Source organism: Shewanella sp. 0m-8 (assembly GCF_052977265.1).
In genome coordinates this window covers 62,074-79,459 of sequence record NZ_JBRIMB010000020.1, presented here as the reverse complement: position 1 = coordinate 79,459, position 17,386 = coordinate 62,074, and the positions used below count along the sequence as shown (strand labels likewise).

The following is a 17,386-nucleotide window of genomic DNA, read 5'->3' as shown; positions in this document are numbered from 1 at the left end:
ACTCTGTCGTCGAGTTTTGTGCATTAATGGGGTGACAAGAGAAAGGCATTTTGATAAAACTTGCTTTGCATTCATGGTATTTACTCGTGGTAATTTTTGTTTGGCGATAAATTTGATCACCAAATGCCATGAATGTTCCTCATATTTTTGCCTATCTGATTATTTCTGTTTATCTTTTTGTGGGGATTCGTCAGGGTCAGAGTAAACTATTCGAATTTCTATACTCTGCTCCGCTATCCTTGAAGCATTAATCAATCGCTAATTGGTTAGAATAAACCTACAGAAAACTCCTATTCCCCATCGAAGTTGCCGATGTACGCAGATAAAAATGCCGTCGAACCATCATGGATGATGGTTCAGGCTCAGCGGGACATGGATGTCCCATCTGAGCCGTTAGGCGATTTTTATTGGAGTATGAGGATCTACAACTTCGTCGGGGCGGCAGGGGTGATCCAAGAGGGGATTGCTGTTGATCCCCTCTTGGCTGAGTGTGAGCTGGAAGCTCACGACTTTAGCTGTTAGACGGCGAAATCCAGTAATGACACCCATTGTTAATGGCATGTTTTTGGCCCGCCAATTATTGTTGATTTAGCATGGGTGGCTTATGTTTTAGCTTATGTTTTAACTTATGTTTTAACTTATGTTTTAACCACGCCTTGGGTGAGTCAGTATAAGCAAAAGTGTATCCTGATCAAACATTTGACTTGCTCCAGCTCCAATATCCCTTTACGCTGCGCTTATTCGGCTGAATAAGCCAAAACGCCTAATGTCGGTACCCTGAATGTTGCGAAAACCCACACCCTTCTCTAAGCGCAAAACCCACAACCTGTTTAAAAGCAAACTCAAACGCGCTCTGGGCAGGATAAACTGGAAACGGTTCTGCTCAATCACGCTTCTGGCTGCACTGGCCTATGCTGCCCTCTATTACATTAACTCACCGGCCAGAGTCGTAATGAACATGAGTATGGCGGACATGATCTACAACAGTCATCAACTCTCAAGCCAACAAATAGAAGAGGGCGGTGGGCAGGCACACTATCAAATGATTATAGAGGAACTGTCTGCATTCGGTATTGACCCACACACCAGTCTTAATGATGTATTGCAGGATCATCCACAAATCGCGTCAGTGGAGGTAACACAAGATCGGGATTGGGAATACCCTATTCAGGGAACCTGGGATACCGCGCCGGGCTTTTACGTGCGCGTCTGGATAACAGAAAAACACCGCGATGCCGGCTACAGCGCCAAATTTTCATTGCGTAGTCCGTTGCACTTGCCTTTCAATTATCAATTCAATAACATCACCGGGTCAAAATGGATAGATACACCACCGGCCCCCAAGGCGCTGGCTGAAAGTCATATGTACTATGCCGAAACATTCAGGCAAACCGATAAAACTCCGTGGGAAGTCGTCTATCTATTACAACACAGTGAGTTTCCCCCCTTAACCTACGAATCAAAAGCCTCTGACATTTAGCAATAATGTCGTCCTGTCGTGACACCTAACGTTGATGGCATGTTTTTTACCCTCCCTTGTTGATTTAGCATGGGTGGCTTATGTTTTAGCATGCCCGAGTGTGAGCTGGAAGCTCACGACCTTTATCAAGCGAAGCTTGATTGTATTGCCTTAGGGATACCTTAGAGAGCAAGGCCTAATACCAGAGAAAAAAACAAGATGTATTACAGTACGACTGTCTAGAGTCGTTTTAGTCTTAAACCGTTGTTGGCTAAAGTCGCTGTAAATAAGGATTTCTAATGGACTTATCAAAGTGCTCCGCACTAACACAGTTGCGCAGCAGCTACCTTGCAGTGGCTATAATTTATCTGCTCTGCTGGATTTGGTTGCCTGCCGCGACTCTGTGGGTCGTCTTGCTTAGCTGGGCTGGATTTTGCTGGCACCGCGTTACCTCCCCCATTTTAAAGCAAGGCTATTTGAATCTATTACAGTCGATAGGGATTTACCTTGGACTGCATTTAGCGGCCTTAGCCTCGTTTGTGGTGGCCAGTAGATTTAATTATGGAGGGCTGTTTTCAACGACCGGTGCTGAAGAGCTTGGCTATCTGCTTGGCTTTGGTTTTCTGGGGGCGGTATTGCTGATTATTGGCACGCTATGGCCATTGATTAGACTAGTGAAAGGCTATCGAGTTTTGATGGCTATTAATGAGGCCTGTAACGGAAAAAGTAGTGAGAATTGCTGTGTGGATAGTAGTGCGGACTCTAGTGAGGGTTCTAGTGAGGAATGTAGTGTGAATAGCAACAAGAAAAGTCACGCGGATATTGAGGTGAATAATAGTGAAGCGGTTTAAGCTGTCGCAGGTTTCAAATTTAATGTGGTTTATGTTTATTCTGTTCTCTTTTGCTGTGGGTCTGGCAACGTATGTCGTGCATCAGTTTCATGCATCTTTTAATTGGCCAACGACTAAAGGGGTGGTGGTGAATTGTTGGAGCATTGAGCGCTATCATGAAAGAAGCAGCGCCGATTCTCATTACGAGGTTGCTATCGAGTATTTCTATGCTGTTGACGGCAAAATCTACCACAAGAGTAATAAGACCGACATCACAGGTGCCATCCCAGGTTATTCTTTGGAGGAGGCCGAAGCCTTGGTGGCAGAGTTTCCTCGTGGCAAAAAGATCCAAGTGCACTACAACCCCAGCAACCCCGATACAGCAGTTATTAAGCCAACAATGCATCTGTTTATAATTGTGATTTTGGCGGTGTTCTCTTTGATATTAATACCCGTCTGTTATCTGATGTATCGGCAAATGACCTCAGCCGCTGACAGCTTTATCGTTCGCAATGTGTAAACTCTGATCCCTTTTTAGGATGGTTGGGTCAAGGAACGTTGGGTCAGAGTAAGAGTTAATTTAAGAGTTAATGTGGTGCAAACTGAATCTGTTTGTTTTAGCCATAATTCAAAACTAAATAAGATTATTTAGCTCCCAGAAAACATCTATTCCCTATCGAAATTGCCGAAGTAGGTTGAAGACTGCTTATCTAAAAATGTGTCATGATGCCCACAGGGATGTGGGCATAGCTTTCTTGGGGCAGGCCGCTCCTTGGCATCTGACCTATAGGGATATTGGAAGTGTTTATTGTGGCAAGTTTTATTGTTCACAACGCACACTCGACAGAAGTTTTCAGCGGGTTACTGGGCTACCCCTTAAACAATGCCAATCAATGAACTGCTTGGAAAAGATGCTAGAATATGTGTATCAACGAGATTCAGCAGAACTTGATTGGGTGGATGTCGCCTTTAAGTTCGGCTCTAGCGAGCAACCTCATTTTATCCGCTACCTAAAGAAGCTGCTAGGCTTTACCCCAAACCTATGAAAAAGAGCGTGGGCTGACCATTGATGCTTATGGCGGTGTCAGATCTAATTCTCTTTAAGCTTGTCGAATTTAAGCTTGTCGAATTTAAGCTTATCGAATTTAAGTTTTTGAATTTAAACTGTCGGAAATATTCAATTGTCTCTGGCTAAATGCCTCTAAGATGAATACAACCATTAGATGTGAGAAAACAGTACGTGAATAGCCAAAATCCAACACTTCAACAACTTGGATGGAAACCATTTTTTCAGCAACAGCTGAGCTTAGAAGACCTAACTGATTTTGCTATCGGTCGAGTAATGGAACAGCATCGTGACCGTATAGTGGTGATGTCGGAGCAAGGGCTGCAAAGTCTCACTTTTACTGTGATTGATGAGAAAATTTGTGTTGGTGACTGGGTGTTATTTGATGACCAACTAAGATTGCATCGAAGTCTTGAACGTCAGTCACTATTCGAGCGTAAAGCGCCCGGGTCTAAGGTGGCGACTCAGCTGATTGCAGCCAATATCGATATTGTCATGATTGTCTCTTCTCTGAATCATGACTTTAGTTTGAGCCGAATTGAGCGCTACCTCACCCTCGCCCGCGAAGCGATGGTTGAGCCGGTGATCCTGTTAACTAAATCTGATCTGTGTGAAGATGCCGATGCTAAGCGAGAGCAAGTACAGCAGTTAGATTCTATGTTGCAGGTGCATACTCTCAATGCGCTTGATAGCCAAGATATTAAACTGCTTGAAGCGTACTGTCGTAATGGTAGAACCATTGCCTTTATGGGCTCATCTGGCGTGGGTAAATCAACCCTAGTTAATAGCTTACTGGGCTTTGAATCTCAGCAAATAGGCGGCATTCGCGAGGATGACAGTAAGGGGCGCCACACCACAACACACCGGGCACTCAAGGTATTAGCAAGCGGTGGCGTTCTAATGGATACCCCTGGAATGCGTGAATTACAGCTTGCTGGCAGTGAGCATGGTGTGAGTGAAACATTTGCTGAAATTACAGAGCTTGCGCAGCAATGTCGCTTCTCTGATTGCTCCCATGATTCTGAACCGGGTTGTGCAGTGCAAAGAGCCATCAAAAATGGTGATTTAACAGAAAGGCGTTTACATAGTTTTCAGAAGTTACTCAAAGAGCAAGCACTCAATGGTGCAACGCTGGCAGAGAAACGCAGTAAAGACAGAGCCTTAGGCAAACTCATTAATAGCGCTCAACATGCAGCCAAGCGTTTCAAAAAAGGTTATTGATATTTTCGAAAGTGAAATGTGGGGTCAGAGTAAATTATTCGAATCTTAATACTCTGTTCTTCTATCTTGAACCATAAATCAATCGCTAATTGGTTGGAATAGCTTACAGAAAACACTGTTCCCCATCGGAGTTGCCGAAATAAAGATGACTCTTTACCCAAAATAGTGTCGTGGAATCATCATGGATGATGGTTCAGGCTCGGGGGGAAATGGCCGCTCTTTGGCATCCATGCCATCGCGGCATTTGTGAGTCCATTCACATCAGATGTCCCATCTGAGCCGTTAGTCAATTTTTATTGGAGTATGAGGATCAACAACTTCGTCGGGGCGGCTCGGACTCTTTATGAAAGAAATGGTCAAGAGGGGGGGTTGTAGTCACCCTTTTGCCCGTGTGTGAGCTGGAAGCTCACGACCTTGGTCAGGCGCTGCTTGATACTCAACCTCAGGTTTGGGGGACTTAACCTTATAAGTCACCAAAGGCTTCGAGCCACTCTTCGTCAGTGAGTTCTCTGCGCGGCTTTTTCTTGCCAAAGCCTTTGATAATCCTGCCCCTTAATGGGTTATCGCTAAAAGCGTCATTACCCATGTAAGTGACCGAAGTCGGAATGAATACACTGGTTATGGCATTATCTGCAAATGCTTCAGAGTCTATGTCAGTTACCGAGTCTGGAATTGTGATGCTTTGAAGTGCATTCCCCCTAAATGCGCCTAAACCTATTTCAGTCACGGAATCAGGAATAGTGATGCTGGTTAACGCATTAAATTGAAACACTCGGTCATTAATTTTAGTCAATGAATTTGGCAGGCTTAGGTGAGTTAATGCATTTTTGGCAAATGCTCTTTCTACAATTTCAGTCACTGAATCTGGGATATCAACGCTGGTAAGTGCGTTTTCAGCAAAGGCCTTGTAACCAATACGAGTCACAGAACTTGGGATCACTACCTCGGTAAGGGCGTTACGCTGAAATGCGCCTTCACCAATTTCGGTGACTGTATTAGGGATAACCACGCTGGCTATTAGGTTCTCTGGGACCTCTTCGAATTCTTCGCTTAACGCCTCAACCTCTGAAAAAGCATAATCCCAGATCTCGGTGACGGGGATACCGTCAAAGTTATCAGGGATAATAATATGTTTATGCTTGCCCTTGTAAACATCAATCCTGCCTTGTTTTTTATCAAATGAGACGTCATCTAATGTCAGGGTATGTGGCTGGCTCACGGCTAATTCTCTTTTTGTTGTAGTTGTATTAGTTGTTGCATTAGTTGCAGCTTTAAGTGCGAGGCTTGGGAGAAACTTGGCTTGATGCGCTGAGCTTTCTGTTATAGCAAGCCCAAACAGGGTGGCAAGGATAGCACCAGTTAACATGCGAGATAAGTTGGTGCTAAAGCGATTAATAATGCTGATATTAAGCAGCTTATATTAGTCTTCCATCCAATCTAGATTTGGCATGGCATCTAAATGCTGGTTGTAGCGCTTTTCGTTAAATGACGCGCCATTTAGCATCACATCGCTAACTTCAATAGCTAGCGCGCATGCCATCCATTGAATCGCTTCTTCACGCGGCGTTCCTGTCATCACCAAACGCATCAAGGTCTCTTTGACCTTTTTCGGTTCGCCGTCGGCGATCTGATTTTCGACTGTTTCAATAAGGGTTTCTTCAGTCATGTAACTTTCTTGCTGGTTGTCCATATTTACGACTCTGTAATGTAATTGGCGCTATTATGCCGTAACCATGAGATGAGCAATAGATGTGATATCGAATTTGTTGAGCATTCTGACGTTAGCCGCATAAGCTTGGATAGTCCGCTGTTCTAACTCAGTGTCGATAAGGCTGAGGCTTTGGTGGTAAGGCCGCGCTATGACGTTCATGTCACCGCGGCATGTGTGAATCCATTCACATCAGATGTTTTCGTTGAGCTCACAAGGATATACTCGCTGTGAGCATCGGCACATGCTAAGGCCGCAGGTCATTGCAACCACTGATGGTGAGAGTATTCTTAGGGCAATCAATATTGCAAACTCTGCATCTGGGTCAGGCGGCTCAATGTACGTCTGAACTCAAAACTAAGCGCGCCGCCAATATACAGCTCATCCATTGGCACAGCGGCTTGAATATACAGCTCCACCCCTTGGTCATATAACTCATCTACTAAGCTGATAAAACGCCGCGCGGGGTCATCACTCACCGCGTAAGACCGTTGTCTATTGCCCGTTTCAAAAGCAGCAGTGTTAAATGCAGCCGTTTCAATAGCGGCAGTTGTATTGGCGCTTTCAATTGCAGTGGTTGTAAAGTGCTGGGCGCCATCTTCGGTGCCGCGGGCTCTAATCCAACTGCGGGGCTCGCCGCCTAATACAGGCACTTGAGTCAGCAGTACTGTGCTGAAGCGGCTGGCGATGTCGATGTAATCGAGCTGCGAACGTGGGCCGTCACACAGGGCGTCGAACTCAAACCAGGCCACTTTGGAGGTGTATTTTACGGTGTCGATTATGCGGCCATGAATTAACAGCGGCGCTGAAATTAATGCACCTGCACCTGCATTAGTATCGGTATCAGCATTAGAGCAAGCGCTAAAAATACGCTCAAACTGCTCTTTCATGTCGTTATTTTCGGCAGCCTGTTCTTGGACGGGCGCGTTAACAAAGTAGCGCTGGGTCTGGCTTTTTGCTGTTACCTGATGTAAGCGGTGGTCTTGCTCGCCGCTTAAATGGATTTCTTGGGTAAAGCGGTTTAGCAGGTCGATAGTGGGTAAAAAACGTTGTCGCTGTAAGCCATTCTTATATAACTCATTAATCGGGATATTGGAGGTGGCGACTAAGGTAATACCTTGCTCAAATAGCGCTTCAAACAGCTTGGCTAAAATCATGGCATCGCCAATGTCGCTGACAAAAAACTCATCGAAACACAGTACGCGGCACTGCTTTGCGACCCGTTTGGCAATGCGCTCAAGTGGGTCACGATTACCCGCTTCGCTAATCAACTCTTTATGAATACGTGCCATAAAACGGTGAAAGTGCAATCTAAGCTTGGGGACTCTTGCTTTGTAATCATTAGTTTCTGCTTCACTATCAAGGCTTTGATAAAACAGATCCATCAAGTAGGTTTTACCGCGGCCAACATCCCCCCACATATAGAGACCTTGGCAGACTGGATTCGCATGGCCATTCATTTGAGGCATTTGAGTTAGCCGCTGATGCAATTGCTCGAGCGCATTAACGGCTTGGTGCTGCGCGCTGTCATCAATAATCAGCAGCCGCTCTACCTGCTGCAGGTAGCGAGCCTGTGGACCACTCTGTGACAGCGGCTCATCACTGCCGCCGTGTTCGACCTGTTGGCTGATTAAGTTGCAGGCTTGATTAGTCATGGTTTCACATAGGGCTCATTACGTTAGATGGCGAGAGTATATCAGCTTGAGCTTACTTATTGGGCATCACGCTATATGAGTAAATTTAATCGGGCTGCATCATAAAGTATGGTTTGCTTGCTTTTTTAGCCAGTCAACAAACAGCTTAGCTTTGGGGTTGAGATCTTTATCATGAGAAGCCACATAATAAGTTTGTTCGCATGTTACTTGCTGGCCTGCAAAAGGCGCGATGAGCTCCCCTCGCACAATGCGCTTACTCACCAGTTGTCCGCGTCCCATGGCGATGCCTGCATGGTTCATGGCAGCAATAACAGCCAAGTCAGAACGGTCAAAACCGATTGAGCGACTGTCATCAATATTGACCCCAAGCTTTTCTCCCCAGTACTTCCATTCATCGCAATCTGAGTCATATTCCCAGGCTTGGTTGTCGTGCAGCAGGGTGCAGCGACTCAGGTGCTCTGGCTTGCCAATCAGGTCGTGCTCGGCGGCGTATTCTGGGCTGCAGACCGGCATAATGGTCTCATCCATCAAGTGCTGACAAAACAGTTTACTGCGCGGGCGATTATCGTAATAGATGGCCAGATCGATATGAAAACTGTTGAAGTTAACGTTTTCATTGCCGGTCAAAATGTTGATCGAAATCGCCGGGTACTGACGGCTAAAATTAGCAATTTTAGGCACCAGCCAACACTGGGCGATAGAGGGGCGAGAATAGATGGTCAACTTACCCGACACCTCTTGGTTTTTAATCTCAAACACTTCCTGATTCAGGCTTTTTAAGCTGTCCTTCAACTTTGAAAACAGTCGCTTGCCATCTTCTGTTAACTCAATTCTGCGGTGAAAGCGAGAAAACAGCTTGAAGCCTAATTCAGTCTCCAGCGCGGTAATTCTATGACTCACGGCTGAGGGGCTAACGCATAACTCTTCTGCGGCGAGCGAAAAAGATTGGTGACGAGCCACTACTTCGAAGGTATGCAGCTTTGCAAGCTGATAACTGCTGAGTAAACGGTTTCTGCTGAATACATCTTGTTGGGAGTACATGACTAACATCTCAAATTTTGATGGGCACATTTTACTCTAAGCCGCCTTTTAGCACCGATTTTATCAACACACTTGATGCTTGGGTCATGTTAAAAGCACTTTTGTGACGACTAAGTACTGGTTGCCACAATCTGGCTCAAGCGAACGCTGATTTATATCTTTTGTCAGCATTCCATTGTTTGGATTTAATAGCGCCACGTTTCAATACCTTTTGAACTCCTTTTAACTCCTTTTAACCAATAGAGAAATACAATGGAATCACAGCTGTGGATTATTGGTACTCTGCTTTGTAGTATCTTGTTGATTGTCATTAGCATCGTTAAGTTCAAGTTGCATCCTTTCCTTGCTCTGCTACTTGCCAGTTTCTTTGTGGGTGGCATGATGGGCATGGCACCACTTGAAATGATCAAGGCGATGGAGTCTGGCATTGGTGGCACCTTAGGCTTCTTGGCGATTGTTATCGGTCTAGGTACCATCCTAGGTAAGATGATGGAGATCTCAGGCGCAGCCGAGCGTATTGGCATCACCTTGCTAAAGTCTCGCTACTTAAGCCCCGATGTCATTATGGTATTAGTCGGCCTTATTTGTGGTATCACCTTGTTCGTTGAAGTTGGCGTGGTATTGCTGATCCCACTGGCATTCTCTATAGCGCGCAAAACCAATACTTCACTGTTAAAGCTCGCCATTCCGTTATGTACTGCATTGATGGCCGTGCACTGCATCGTGCCGCCACACCCTGCAGCATTGTTTGTGACTAACGCACTAGGCGCTGATGTTGGCTCTGTGATCATCTGGGGGCTACTCATCGGTCTACTGGCTTCGTTAATTGGTGGTCCACTGTTCCTTAAGCTGTTTGGCGATAAATTGCCGCACCTACCAGTGCCCGCTGAGTTTAGTGAAGTCACTGCTCGTAAAGAGAGCGAGTTACCATCACTTGGCACCACCTTGTTCACTATCCTTTTGCCAATTATCTTGATGTTGGTTAAAACCGTGGCCGAGCTGTACATGGAGCCGGGTACTGCGCTTTACACCACGCTTGAATTTATCGGTAACCCAATCACCGCGATGTTTATCGCAGCGTTCGTGGCTTATTACCTGCTAGGTCTACGCAACAAGATGACTATGGGCACCTTGCTGACTAAAACCGAAGACAGCTTCGCCTCAATTGCTAATATCTTGCTGATTATCGGTGCGGGCGGCGCGTTTAACGGTGTATTAAGTGGCAGCGGCATGGGCGATAGCCTGGCGCAAATTCTAGCAAACCTTGATATGCCCCCTGTGCTACTGGCTTGGTTAGTGGCCATTATCCTGCACGCAGCCGTTGGCTCAGCAACTGTGGCCATGATGGGCGCAACTGCGATTGTGTCGCCGTTATTAGTGCTTTACCCAGACTTGAACCCCGTTATCGTGACCTTAGCTATCGGTTCTGGCGCAATCGGCTGCACTATCGTTACCGACTCACTGTTCTGGCTCGTTAAGCAGTACACCGGCGCCACGATGAAACAAACATTTATGTATTACACCACCGCAACCTTTATCGCCTCACTTGTGGCACTGGCTGCGACCTTTGCTCTTTCTTATGTTATTTAATCCTAAAGGGAACCTGAAACCATGAATACTCAACAACTGATAAATGACTTCCCTTTGCTGACTAAGCTTATCAATCTAGAAGAAGTCAGCTGGTTTGAAACCAAGGCGACCCACTTAGCGGAATCACTACCCTATGTAGGCTTAGACAGCACTGATGTGGCCGATGCCAGCGCGCGTTTGCAGCGTTTTGCTCCTTACCTAGCGTTAGCCTTCCCTGAGACTGCTGCATCTAACGGTATTATTGAGTCAGAAGTGGTTGAGATCCCACAGATGAAGCAGGCGCTAGAAGCCAAATACGGCCAAAAGATTGCCGGTAAACTGATGCTGAAAAAAGACAGCCACTTACCGATTTCAGGCTCTATCAAGGCGCGTGGCGGGATTTATGAAGTGCTAACCCACGCCGAAAAATTGGCGATTGCAGCAGGTAAACTTAACGAGTCTGACGACTATCAGATGCTGTTCACCGAAGAGATGAAGAGCTTCTTTAGCGGTTATAGCATTGCGGTGGGGTCGACCGGTAACCTAGGTATGTCTATCGGCATTATGAGCGCCAAGCTTGGCTTTAACGTTAGCGTGCATATGTCTGCTGACGCCCGTCAGTGGAAGAAAGATAAGCTACGTAGCCACGGCGTGAATGTATTTGAATATGAACAAGACTATGGCGTTGCGGTAGAGCAAGGTCGTAAGGCATCTGAGTCTGATGCTAACTGCTTCTTCATCGACGATGAAAACTCGCGCACGTTGTTCCTTGGTTATTCAGTGGCTGGTGAGCGCTTAAAAGCGCAGTTTGACGGCGCTGATATCAAGGTTGATAGCGAGCATCCGCTGTTTGTTTACCTACCTTGTGGTGTAGGCGGTGGCCCTGGTGGTGTGGCGTTTGGTCTTAAGTTAGCGTTTGGTGATAACGTACATTGCTTCTTTGCTGAGCCGACACATTCTCCTTGTATGCTACTTGGCGTACACACGGGTCTGCATGATGAAATCGCGGTACAGGACTTAGGTATCGATAACGTCACGGCAGCCGATGGTTTAGCCGTAGGCCGTGCATCAGGTTTTGTCGGCCGCGCCATGGAGCGTATGCTTGATGGTTATTACACCTTAAGCGATCAGCACATGTATGACCTACTTGGTTTACTGGCTAAGAGTGAGGGCATTGAGCTTGAGCCATCGGCCCTTGCAGGGATGCCGGGCGCACTTAGAGTGAGCGGCGATACACAGTATCAAGCGCGTATGGGGCTAACACCTGAGATGATGAGCAACGCGACACACGTGGTGTGGGCGACGGGCGGCGGAATGGTGCCTGCGGTTGAGATGGCAAAGTACCTAGCGCAAGCTAGCTAATACTTATATAAAAGCTAATACCTTGTATAGTAGTTGGTACTAATGTAGCCGCTAATACTAATGTAGTGGCTGGCTCGTTCTTATTAATGTATCGAGTTGGAAGAAGGGCAGAGCTGAGACATTGAGTCTTGGCTCTGCTTTTTTGTTTCTAGCGTTCAATCTTGCTCAAAAATGCACAGCTAGAATTAAAGCCAAAAAAAATCCACCCTTAACAAGGTGGATTTTTTTATTGTAACTGTTTTATAGCACTGTAAATTAAGTACTGTAAATTAAGCACTGAAAATTAATAGCACTGAAAATAAAGTACTGTAAAAAATTACCACAAGCCTTTGGATTTTACTCGTCGCGCTCGCTCCAGTTGAGTCGCTAAGTTAGGAGTCTCATCGTTCGCTGGCGCGCTGGCAGGTGTATGGGCTAATTGGCTAGATAGGCTTTTTATCTGCGCCATTAACTTGTCCTGCCCCTGTTTAAGCTGACTAAATTGCGCAGCTAAATCAAGTTCTGCATGAGGCTGCACAGTGTCAGCTACGGCGGGCAAGTTATTGAACAGTTTACTTAACTGCTCCTGCCCTTGTTGTAACTGCTCAAGTTGCTGCTCAATTGAGCTTAGGTTCAATGGCTCGCTTTGCTGATTAGGTAAGCTAGCGCCCTCAAGCATAGAGGTTAACTTTAGCCACTGCTGCTCAGATAAACCGTTATCTTCACTCGATTCTAAAGACAGGCCCGCTGAGCGGATCTGGCACACTAAGGTTTGGCAGTTCACCTTATCTTGTAGCAGAGTCTGAGTGAGCATGGACGGCAACTGCGGCGCCAATTCATGCAGGAATAATCCAGATAAATACAGGTCGCGATGAAACTGAATACGGCGCTGTAGCACGATATCCGTCTCATCATTACGCGCTTTTTCCTGCTGCTGCCAACCCCTTAGGGTTTTTATGGCGTAGCTGTGGCTGTCATAGATTTCAGGCTCTAGACCTACATTGAATCGAATGCGCATAAGGGTCCCTTTAAGCCGCGTCGCTTGGCTCTGCCGCGTGGTAGCAGCAGATCTCGCGTGATAGCGCTTCTTGCGGATCTTTCACCATCACAATCTTTTCGCCCAGCGACGGATACGCATCGCGGATCGCGCTTTCAATCAGCATCGCGCCGCCACCCACTAAGTAGATGCGGTTTGGATTACGGGTAAAGGTTTTAGCTTCATAGGCAACAGCCGCACCGAGCTCGGCAATCTTGTCTTCGATACGCTCAAGTACCCAGTCTACCTTGCTGATATCGTTAATGACTTCTTCAACAAACTCGCGGTTATGGCGGCGCTTAATGAGCTCGTTAGCCACTAAGTAACTCGCGTCGCTGTCTGCCGCCGATAAGGCTTTTCTCGCTGCGTTGGTGACCATAGACACGCCAATCTCGGCATTGCCATAAACAGCCGATACATCGTCAAATTCACCGACAATCACGCCCATATCTAAGGTTGTACCACCGCAATCAATCACCAAAGATTTAGCGAATTCGTTAACGCCTGAATCCATCAGTGTGGTCAACACGGCCGGTAGGCTTTCTGGCAGCACTTCAACGTCAACAATGGTAAATAGCTCGCCCTTGTTAAGCGTAATTTCGCGCATCAAGTTAGCTTTTTTACGCGCGATATTTTCTTCGTTTTTCTGACAATCGTCAGCTTTGTAGTACTCGGTGATGGGTAACGTCACCAAAATACTGACAGGGCCAGGCTTAACACCCGTTTGCAGTAGGGCGTGGTGAACAGATAATAGGTTTAAGTCATCATATTGAAAGGCGACATGAGTGGTCGAAAGCGCCTTGTCAGATGTGGCATCGTAGGTATATTTAGTCGATGCAATTTGGTAATTAAACACTTTGCGATCACTGAGCAAAGCCGCACTCTTCCAGTCTTTACGAAAAGAGTTAGGTGAGGTAACACTACGCACTTGACCGTTGTCAATCCAGCTGATTTTTACATTGGTAGAGCCATCATCGATAGCAAATTTGGTCATGCTCGAATGCATTACAGTTCCTTAAAATAAACCCAATTTTGCAAGTTAATGCGACCGCAACGTTGAAGAACTGAAATCTAAATGTGATCTATTTTTTAAGGCTGATATCTCAGTCGCAAACTTGATAGTTTGGCGCTTGAAAAAGCATCAATAGTCGGTGGTGTAAATTGGCGGGTCAGTGGCTATACCATCACAGCTATGCAACCCCTATGTCATCACTGTTATGTGGTAGGGATTGTCGTAGGGATGGCATAGCCTGAATGCTGGCAGATGAGCAGAGCGTTATTGTCGCCACAGCGAGTCATATTGGCTAATCGACACTGGCGTTAACAATGTTCCACTCGGGCAATTTTTGCTTAATATCTTCGCGTATTTTGTCACTATCGCCTCTAATCACGATATAGGGCGTATTGTTAAATACCGAGCTGGCAATCTGTTGTAGCTGTGCAGGGGTTAAGCTTGCCAACCTTGCGGCCTCTTTTTGCTCGCGCTCAGGTTCATAGCCGCGCACTAACTGCTTTATGCTATCGAACTCGACTGCGCGGTAGTTGGCTTGGCGTAGCATCTGCTGACTAGTGAGGTAGTTCTTTAAGGTACTAACCTCTGCCGTTGATGCCGGCGTTTGGCTTGCTAATGCTAAATGATCTAACACGCCGCTGATAAAGGCACCTGAGTGCTCAAGCTTAGTGCTGCCGTAAAACTTAAGCGTGCGTGATAGTGGATTATCAAAGCAGCGGCCATAGATGCCGTAGGTTAGCCCGCGAACTTCGCGTAGATCGTAATAAAGCCGCCCTGAAAAACTGCGCCCAAGCCAGCTGGCCAGTAGTTTACAATCTTGAATGCTATCCTTGCTTGTATCACTGGCATCCAGTGGGTAGCCGATACGTACCTGTGTTTGTACGCTACCAGGGGCATCGATGATAAACAGTGTCTTGTTATCATTGCTGATATCGACTGCAGGACTGATAGCTGGGATGACAGCAGGGCTAGAGTCCATCACGGCACTAGAACGCGTTGTCAATTTGCTGCTCGCCGCTGAGTTTGCGAGCTGGGCAGTAGAGATTAACGAGCTAAATTGCTTTGTCACCGCAGAAGTAAACTGCTTGTCTTGTCCAAGGCTTAGATTGGCAAACAGCGCCCAGTTAGATTGGGCAAAAATCGTGTCTCTGACTTGGTTAAGCTTGGTTAAGTCAAGCTCATCGGCAAGGGTTTTGTCGTTGAGCACTTGATTATAAACATGTTGCTCACCGAGGATTTTTTTAGCCCACACATCATCAATTTCGGCGCCACTGTAGGCATTGATATGTTTAGCCAACTTGAGTTGGCGGCGCACATTGGCGATGTCTATTTCGTTAAAACTCCCTATCTCATCAAAACTGCCTATTTGGTTAACACTAGCGGCTTGCCAAAACTGCATTAACAACTCACTAGCAAGAGCGGGGGAGTCGGGGCAATCGATACTAATAGTCAGGCTGTGCATGCTTGGGCGAATACGCAGACTCTCAGCGCAGGCTAAGTTTGATTGCTGCGCTAAGTAGCGGGTTTTTTCGCGAAAAGCATTCACCAGCACATCAAGGTTTGCCATCGGAGTTTGGCTATAAGCCACTAGCGACAGATGATTTAACCCAGAGGGCGTATCGTCAAATAGATACAGTTCAAGCTCTGGTTTTAACCTAGGCTCAAGTACAGCATCAGCATCAGGTTCGGCTTCAATTTCAATCGGCAGCACTACACGCTCAATGGGAATGGCGGCTTGATAGATTAGTGCGGCAATCTCTGGTGCGCCCTGCAACTTATCAAATACTGGCAGCTGCGGCTCAGCGGTTGGGGTAAATGTTATCTGGGTTTGCTGGCAGCCCAATAGACTTAATATTACGCTTAGCAGTAACGTGCCACAGGCTAGTGGCTTAAGTTGTTGCTTCAGCGGTTTTTCAATATATGGCTTCATCACATGACGCTCTCTTCAAGGCTGTCAGTCATTCCCTTAGGTAAGACCTCTAAAATGGACTTAGTGGCTCGAATATACCAAGGCGGAAGCAGGTCGAGACGAACGCCATTTTGGCTAAAATAGCCTTGGGCAATAGCTTGCAGTTGTGCAGGTGTTACGGCGTTTATTCTTTGCCAAGGCCCGGTCAGTGGATGATGCTTATCTTGCGGGGCTGTGGCTGAAAGGGCTTTTGCTAGTTGTGATGGTGAGTCTAAACGCGCTAGCGCTTTATTAAGCCAAATTTGTTTTAGCTGACACAGTTTGGCAGCTGATATCGGCTTGTCTGTCACTGTGTCGATTAAGCCCTGCACATTTTCAGTGAGCGTATCGAGCGAAGTGCGCGCGCGTGGCACTAATACTAAGTTAGTTACGCCGTGATGGGTCATCGTTAACGGGATAGAGTAACTTAACAGCTGGTCGGGGTCGTTAAGGCTAGTGCCTTGAATGAGGCTACTCTTGTTTTGAAACAGATACGCCTCAAGTAAGGTTAGTCCGGCTGCATCTGGCGAGTCACGCCCTGCCGTGTGCCACGCTAATAGCACCGCAGGCCAAGGGCCTCTCTCATCGATAATCTCACCGTGCACAGGCTGCGGGGTTAGCTGAAGATCCTCAAGTTGAGCCTGTTCAATTCTTGGTGCTTGCCAGTCACCAAACTGCTCATCTACCCAGGACTGGGTTTGAGCTGGAATATCGCCCACCAAGCTTAACTGCATGGCATCGGGGCGATAATAGCGTTGATGAAAGGCGTTTAAGCTCTCGGGTGTGGCCGCTTTGACATCTTTGATACTGCCAATCACCGCATGACCATAAGGCGTGCCCTCAACCTGTGACAGTAAAAACTCCATCGCTTTGCGCACATAAGGCTGGTTATCTATGCTGGTGGCCATCTCTTCGAGCACCGCAGCTTGCTGATTTTTTACCGTGGTGTCATTCAAACTTGGGTAGCGAAAGCGGTCGGCCTCCAGCCATAAACTCAGCTCTAGTGCCTGCGAGGGAATCGTTAAGTAGTAGTTGGTAAAATCAAAAAAGGTGCTGGCATTAAACTGGCCGCTTAAGGCGCTCATGGTCTGGGTATAGCTATCACCCAGGGCATGCTCGCTGCCCTTAAATAGCATATGCTCGAACAGATGCGCGTAACCGGTTTGGCCTTGTATCTCATTGCGCGATCCCACATCAAACTGGCTGGCGATAGAGACAGCCTGAGTACCGTTAATCGCGAGAGTGCGCAGTTGCAGGCCATTAGCAAGCTGGCGATATTGAATTTTCTGTTCTGCATCAAATAGCGGCTGAGCAAGCGTGCTCAGCTCACAGGCTTTAGGCTCATGTGTGTCCTGGGCGCTCACGGGCAAAGAGAGCATGAGTATCGATAACGCAGTAATGGAGTGGGTTATTAATCGCTGCAATTTAGTCTTAATTCCTTTTAACGGCCTTTTTAGCATGAATAAACAGGCCAATTTATATCAGCTTAATCTACTGAAT

Annotated in this window: 16 protein-coding genes; 8 read left to right on the top strand and 8 right to left on the bottom strand. The window is 46.7% G+C overall.

Annotated features, from left to right (window positions below):
* The first annotated feature begins 312 nt into the window (after window positions 1–312).
* The 6 genes from ACVBIO_RS11640 to rsgA all read left to right on the top strand — a co-directional run bounded on the left by ACVBIO_RS11640 (window position 313) and on the right by rsgA (window position 4,576).
* Entirely contained in the window at window positions 313–522 is a 210-nt protein-coding gene (locus tag ACVBIO_RS11640) for a hypothetical protein (RefSeq protein ID WP_447172671.1), read from the top strand.
* A 259-nt stretch (window positions 523–781) separates the two neighbouring features.
* Window positions 782–1,480, top strand: a complete 699-nt coding sequence (locus ACVBIO_RS11635) for a hypothetical protein (RefSeq protein ID WP_447172670.1) — start codon at window positions 782–784, stop codon at window positions 1,478–1,480.
* A gap of 278 nt (window positions 1,481–1,758) precedes the next feature.
* On the top strand, window positions 1,759–2,310 hold the full coding sequence (locus ACVBIO_RS11630) for a hypothetical protein (protein ID WP_447172669.1): 552 nt from the start codon (window positions 1,759–1,761) through the stop codon (window positions 2,308–2,310).
* On the top strand, window positions 2,297–2,809 hold the full coding sequence (locus ACVBIO_RS11625) for a DUF3592 domain-containing protein (protein WP_447172668.1): 513 nt from the start codon (window positions 2,297–2,299) through the stop codon (window positions 2,807–2,809). The genes ACVBIO_RS11630 and ACVBIO_RS11625 overlap by 14 nt, the downstream gene beginning before the upstream one ends.
* Window positions 2,810–3,191: 382 nt before the next feature.
* Window positions 3,192–3,335 carry a hypothetical protein gene (locus ACVBIO_RS11620; protein WP_447172667.1) on the top strand — a complete coding sequence of 48 codons (144 nt, stop codon included), beginning with the start codon at window positions 3,192–3,194 and terminating at the stop codon, window positions 3,333–3,335.
* A 194-nt stretch (window positions 3,336–3,529) separates the two neighbouring features.
* Window positions 3,530–4,576 carry a ribosome small subunit-dependent GTPase A gene (rsgA, locus tag ACVBIO_RS11615; protein ID WP_447172666.1) on the top strand — a complete coding sequence of 349 codons (1,047 nt, stop codon included), beginning with the start codon at window positions 3,530–3,532 and terminating at the stop codon, window positions 4,574–4,576.
* 463 nt (window positions 4,577–5,039) lie between these two features.
* On the opposite strand, the gene ACVBIO_RS11610 is transcribed toward rsgA, so the two are convergent.
* The 4 genes from ACVBIO_RS11610 to dsdC all read right to left on the bottom strand — a co-directional run bounded on the left by ACVBIO_RS11610 (window position 5,040) and on the right by dsdC (window position 9,010).
* Window positions 5,040–5,795, bottom strand: a complete 756-nt coding sequence (locus ACVBIO_RS11610) for a leucine-rich repeat protein (RefSeq protein ID WP_447172665.1) — start codon at window positions 5,793–5,795, stop codon at window positions 5,040–5,042.
* Between the two features lie 201 nt (window positions 5,796–5,996).
* Window positions 5,997–6,266, bottom strand: coding sequence for a hypothetical protein (locus tag ACVBIO_RS11605; RefSeq protein WP_447159409.1), 270 nt, complete (start codon window positions 6,264–6,266; stop codon window positions 5,997–5,999).
* 317 nt (window positions 6,267–6,583) lie between these two features.
* Complete coding sequence (gene zapE / locus ACVBIO_RS11600) at window positions 6,584–7,939, bottom strand: cell division protein ZapE (protein ID WP_447172664.1); 1,356 nt, start codon at window positions 7,937–7,939, stop codon at window positions 6,584–6,586.
* Between the two features lie 99 nt (window positions 7,940–8,038).
* Window positions 8,039–9,010, bottom strand: a complete 972-nt coding sequence (dsdC, locus tag ACVBIO_RS11595) for a DNA-binding transcriptional regulator DsdC (RefSeq protein ID WP_447169891.1) — start codon at window positions 9,008–9,010, stop codon at window positions 8,039–8,041.
* Between the two features lie 222 nt (window positions 9,011–9,232).
* On the opposite strand from dsdC, the gene dsdX reads away from it, so the two are divergent.
* On the top strand, window positions 9,233–10,570 hold the full coding sequence (dsdX, locus tag ACVBIO_RS11590; RefSeq protein ID WP_447172663.1) for a D-serine transporter DsdX: 1,338 nt from the start codon (window positions 9,233–9,235) through the stop codon (window positions 10,568–10,570).
* A gap of 21 nt (window positions 10,571–10,591) precedes the next feature.
* Window positions 10,592–11,911 (top strand): D-serine ammonia-lyase, encoded by a 1,320-nt coding sequence (locus ACVBIO_RS11585; protein WP_447169893.1) that lies wholly within the window; start codon window positions 10,592–10,594, stop codon window positions 11,909–11,911.
* Window positions 11,912–12,227: 316 nt separating this feature from the next.
* Here ACVBIO_RS11585 and ACVBIO_RS11580 read toward each other — a convergent pair whose 3' ends face one another.
* From ACVBIO_RS11580 to ACVBIO_RS11565, 4 genes are all read right to left on the bottom strand, one after another.
* Window positions 12,228–12,908, bottom strand: a complete 681-nt coding sequence (locus ACVBIO_RS11580) for a hypothetical protein (protein ID WP_447172662.1) — start codon at window positions 12,906–12,908, stop codon at window positions 12,228–12,230.
* Window positions 12,909–12,918: 10 nt separating this feature from the next.
* The gene (parM, locus tag ACVBIO_RS11575) at window positions 12,919–13,932 is read right to left on the bottom strand and encodes a plasmid segregation protein ParM domain-containing protein (RefSeq protein WP_447159415.1); all 1,014 of its coding nucleotides are present in this window, start codon (window positions 13,930–13,932) and stop codon (window positions 12,919–12,921) included.
* A gap of 298 nt (window positions 13,933–14,230) precedes the next feature.
* Window positions 14,231–15,868, bottom strand: coding sequence for a M16 family metallopeptidase (locus ACVBIO_RS11570; protein WP_447172661.1), 1,638 nt, complete (start codon window positions 15,866–15,868; stop codon window positions 14,231–14,233).
* On the bottom strand, window positions 15,868–17,265 hold the full coding sequence (locus tag ACVBIO_RS11565) for a M16 family metallopeptidase (protein ID WP_447172673.1): 1,398 nt from the start codon (window positions 17,263–17,265) through the stop codon (window positions 15,868–15,870). Before ACVBIO_RS11565 ends, ACVBIO_RS11570 begins: the two co-directional genes overlap by 1 nt.
* Between the last annotated feature and the right edge of the window lie 121 nt (window positions 17,266–17,386).

Coding starts and splice junctions, on each gene's coding strand:
- ACVBIO_RS11580 (WP_447172662.1), bottom strand. CDS start 12,908: ATGCGCATTCGATTCAATGTAGGTCTAGAGCCTGAAATCTATGACAGC.
- parM (WP_447159415.1), bottom strand. CDS start 13,932: ATGCATTCGAGCATGACCAAATTTGCTATCGATGATGGCTCTACCAAT.
- zapE (WP_447172664.1), bottom strand. CDS start 7,939: ATGACTAATCAAGCCTGCAACTTAATCAGCCAACAGGTCGAACACGGC.
- dsdC (WP_447169891.1), bottom strand. CDS start 9,010: ATGTGCCCATCAAAATTTGAGATGTTAGTCATGTACTCCCAACAAGAT.
- ACVBIO_RS11605 (WP_447159409.1), bottom strand. CDS start 6,266: ATGGACAACCAGCAAGAAAGTTACATGACTGAAGAAACCCTTATTGAA.
- ACVBIO_RS11635 (WP_447172670.1), top strand. CDS start 782: ATGTTGCGAAAACCCACACCCTTCTCTAAGCGCAAAACCCACAACCTG.
- ACVBIO_RS11585 (WP_447169893.1), top strand. CDS start 10,592: ATGAATACTCAACAACTGATAAATGACTTCCCTTTGCTGACTAAGCTT.
- ACVBIO_RS11630 (WP_447172669.1), top strand. CDS start 1,759: ATGGACTTATCAAAGTGCTCCGCACTAACACAGTTGCGCAGCAGCTAC.
- ACVBIO_RS11640 (WP_447172671.1), top strand. CDS start 313: ATGTACGCAGATAAAAATGCCGTCGAACCATCATGGATGATGGTTCAG.
- ACVBIO_RS11565 (WP_447172673.1), bottom strand. CDS start 17,265: ATGCTCTCTTTGCCCGTGAGCGCCCAGGACACACATGAGCCTAAAGCC.
- ACVBIO_RS11570 (WP_447172661.1), bottom strand. CDS start 15,868: ATGAAGCCATATATTGAAAAACCGCTGAAGCAACAACTTAAGCCACTA.
- dsdX (WP_447172663.1), top strand. CDS start 9,233: ATGGAATCACAGCTGTGGATTATTGGTACTCTGCTTTGTAGTATCTTG.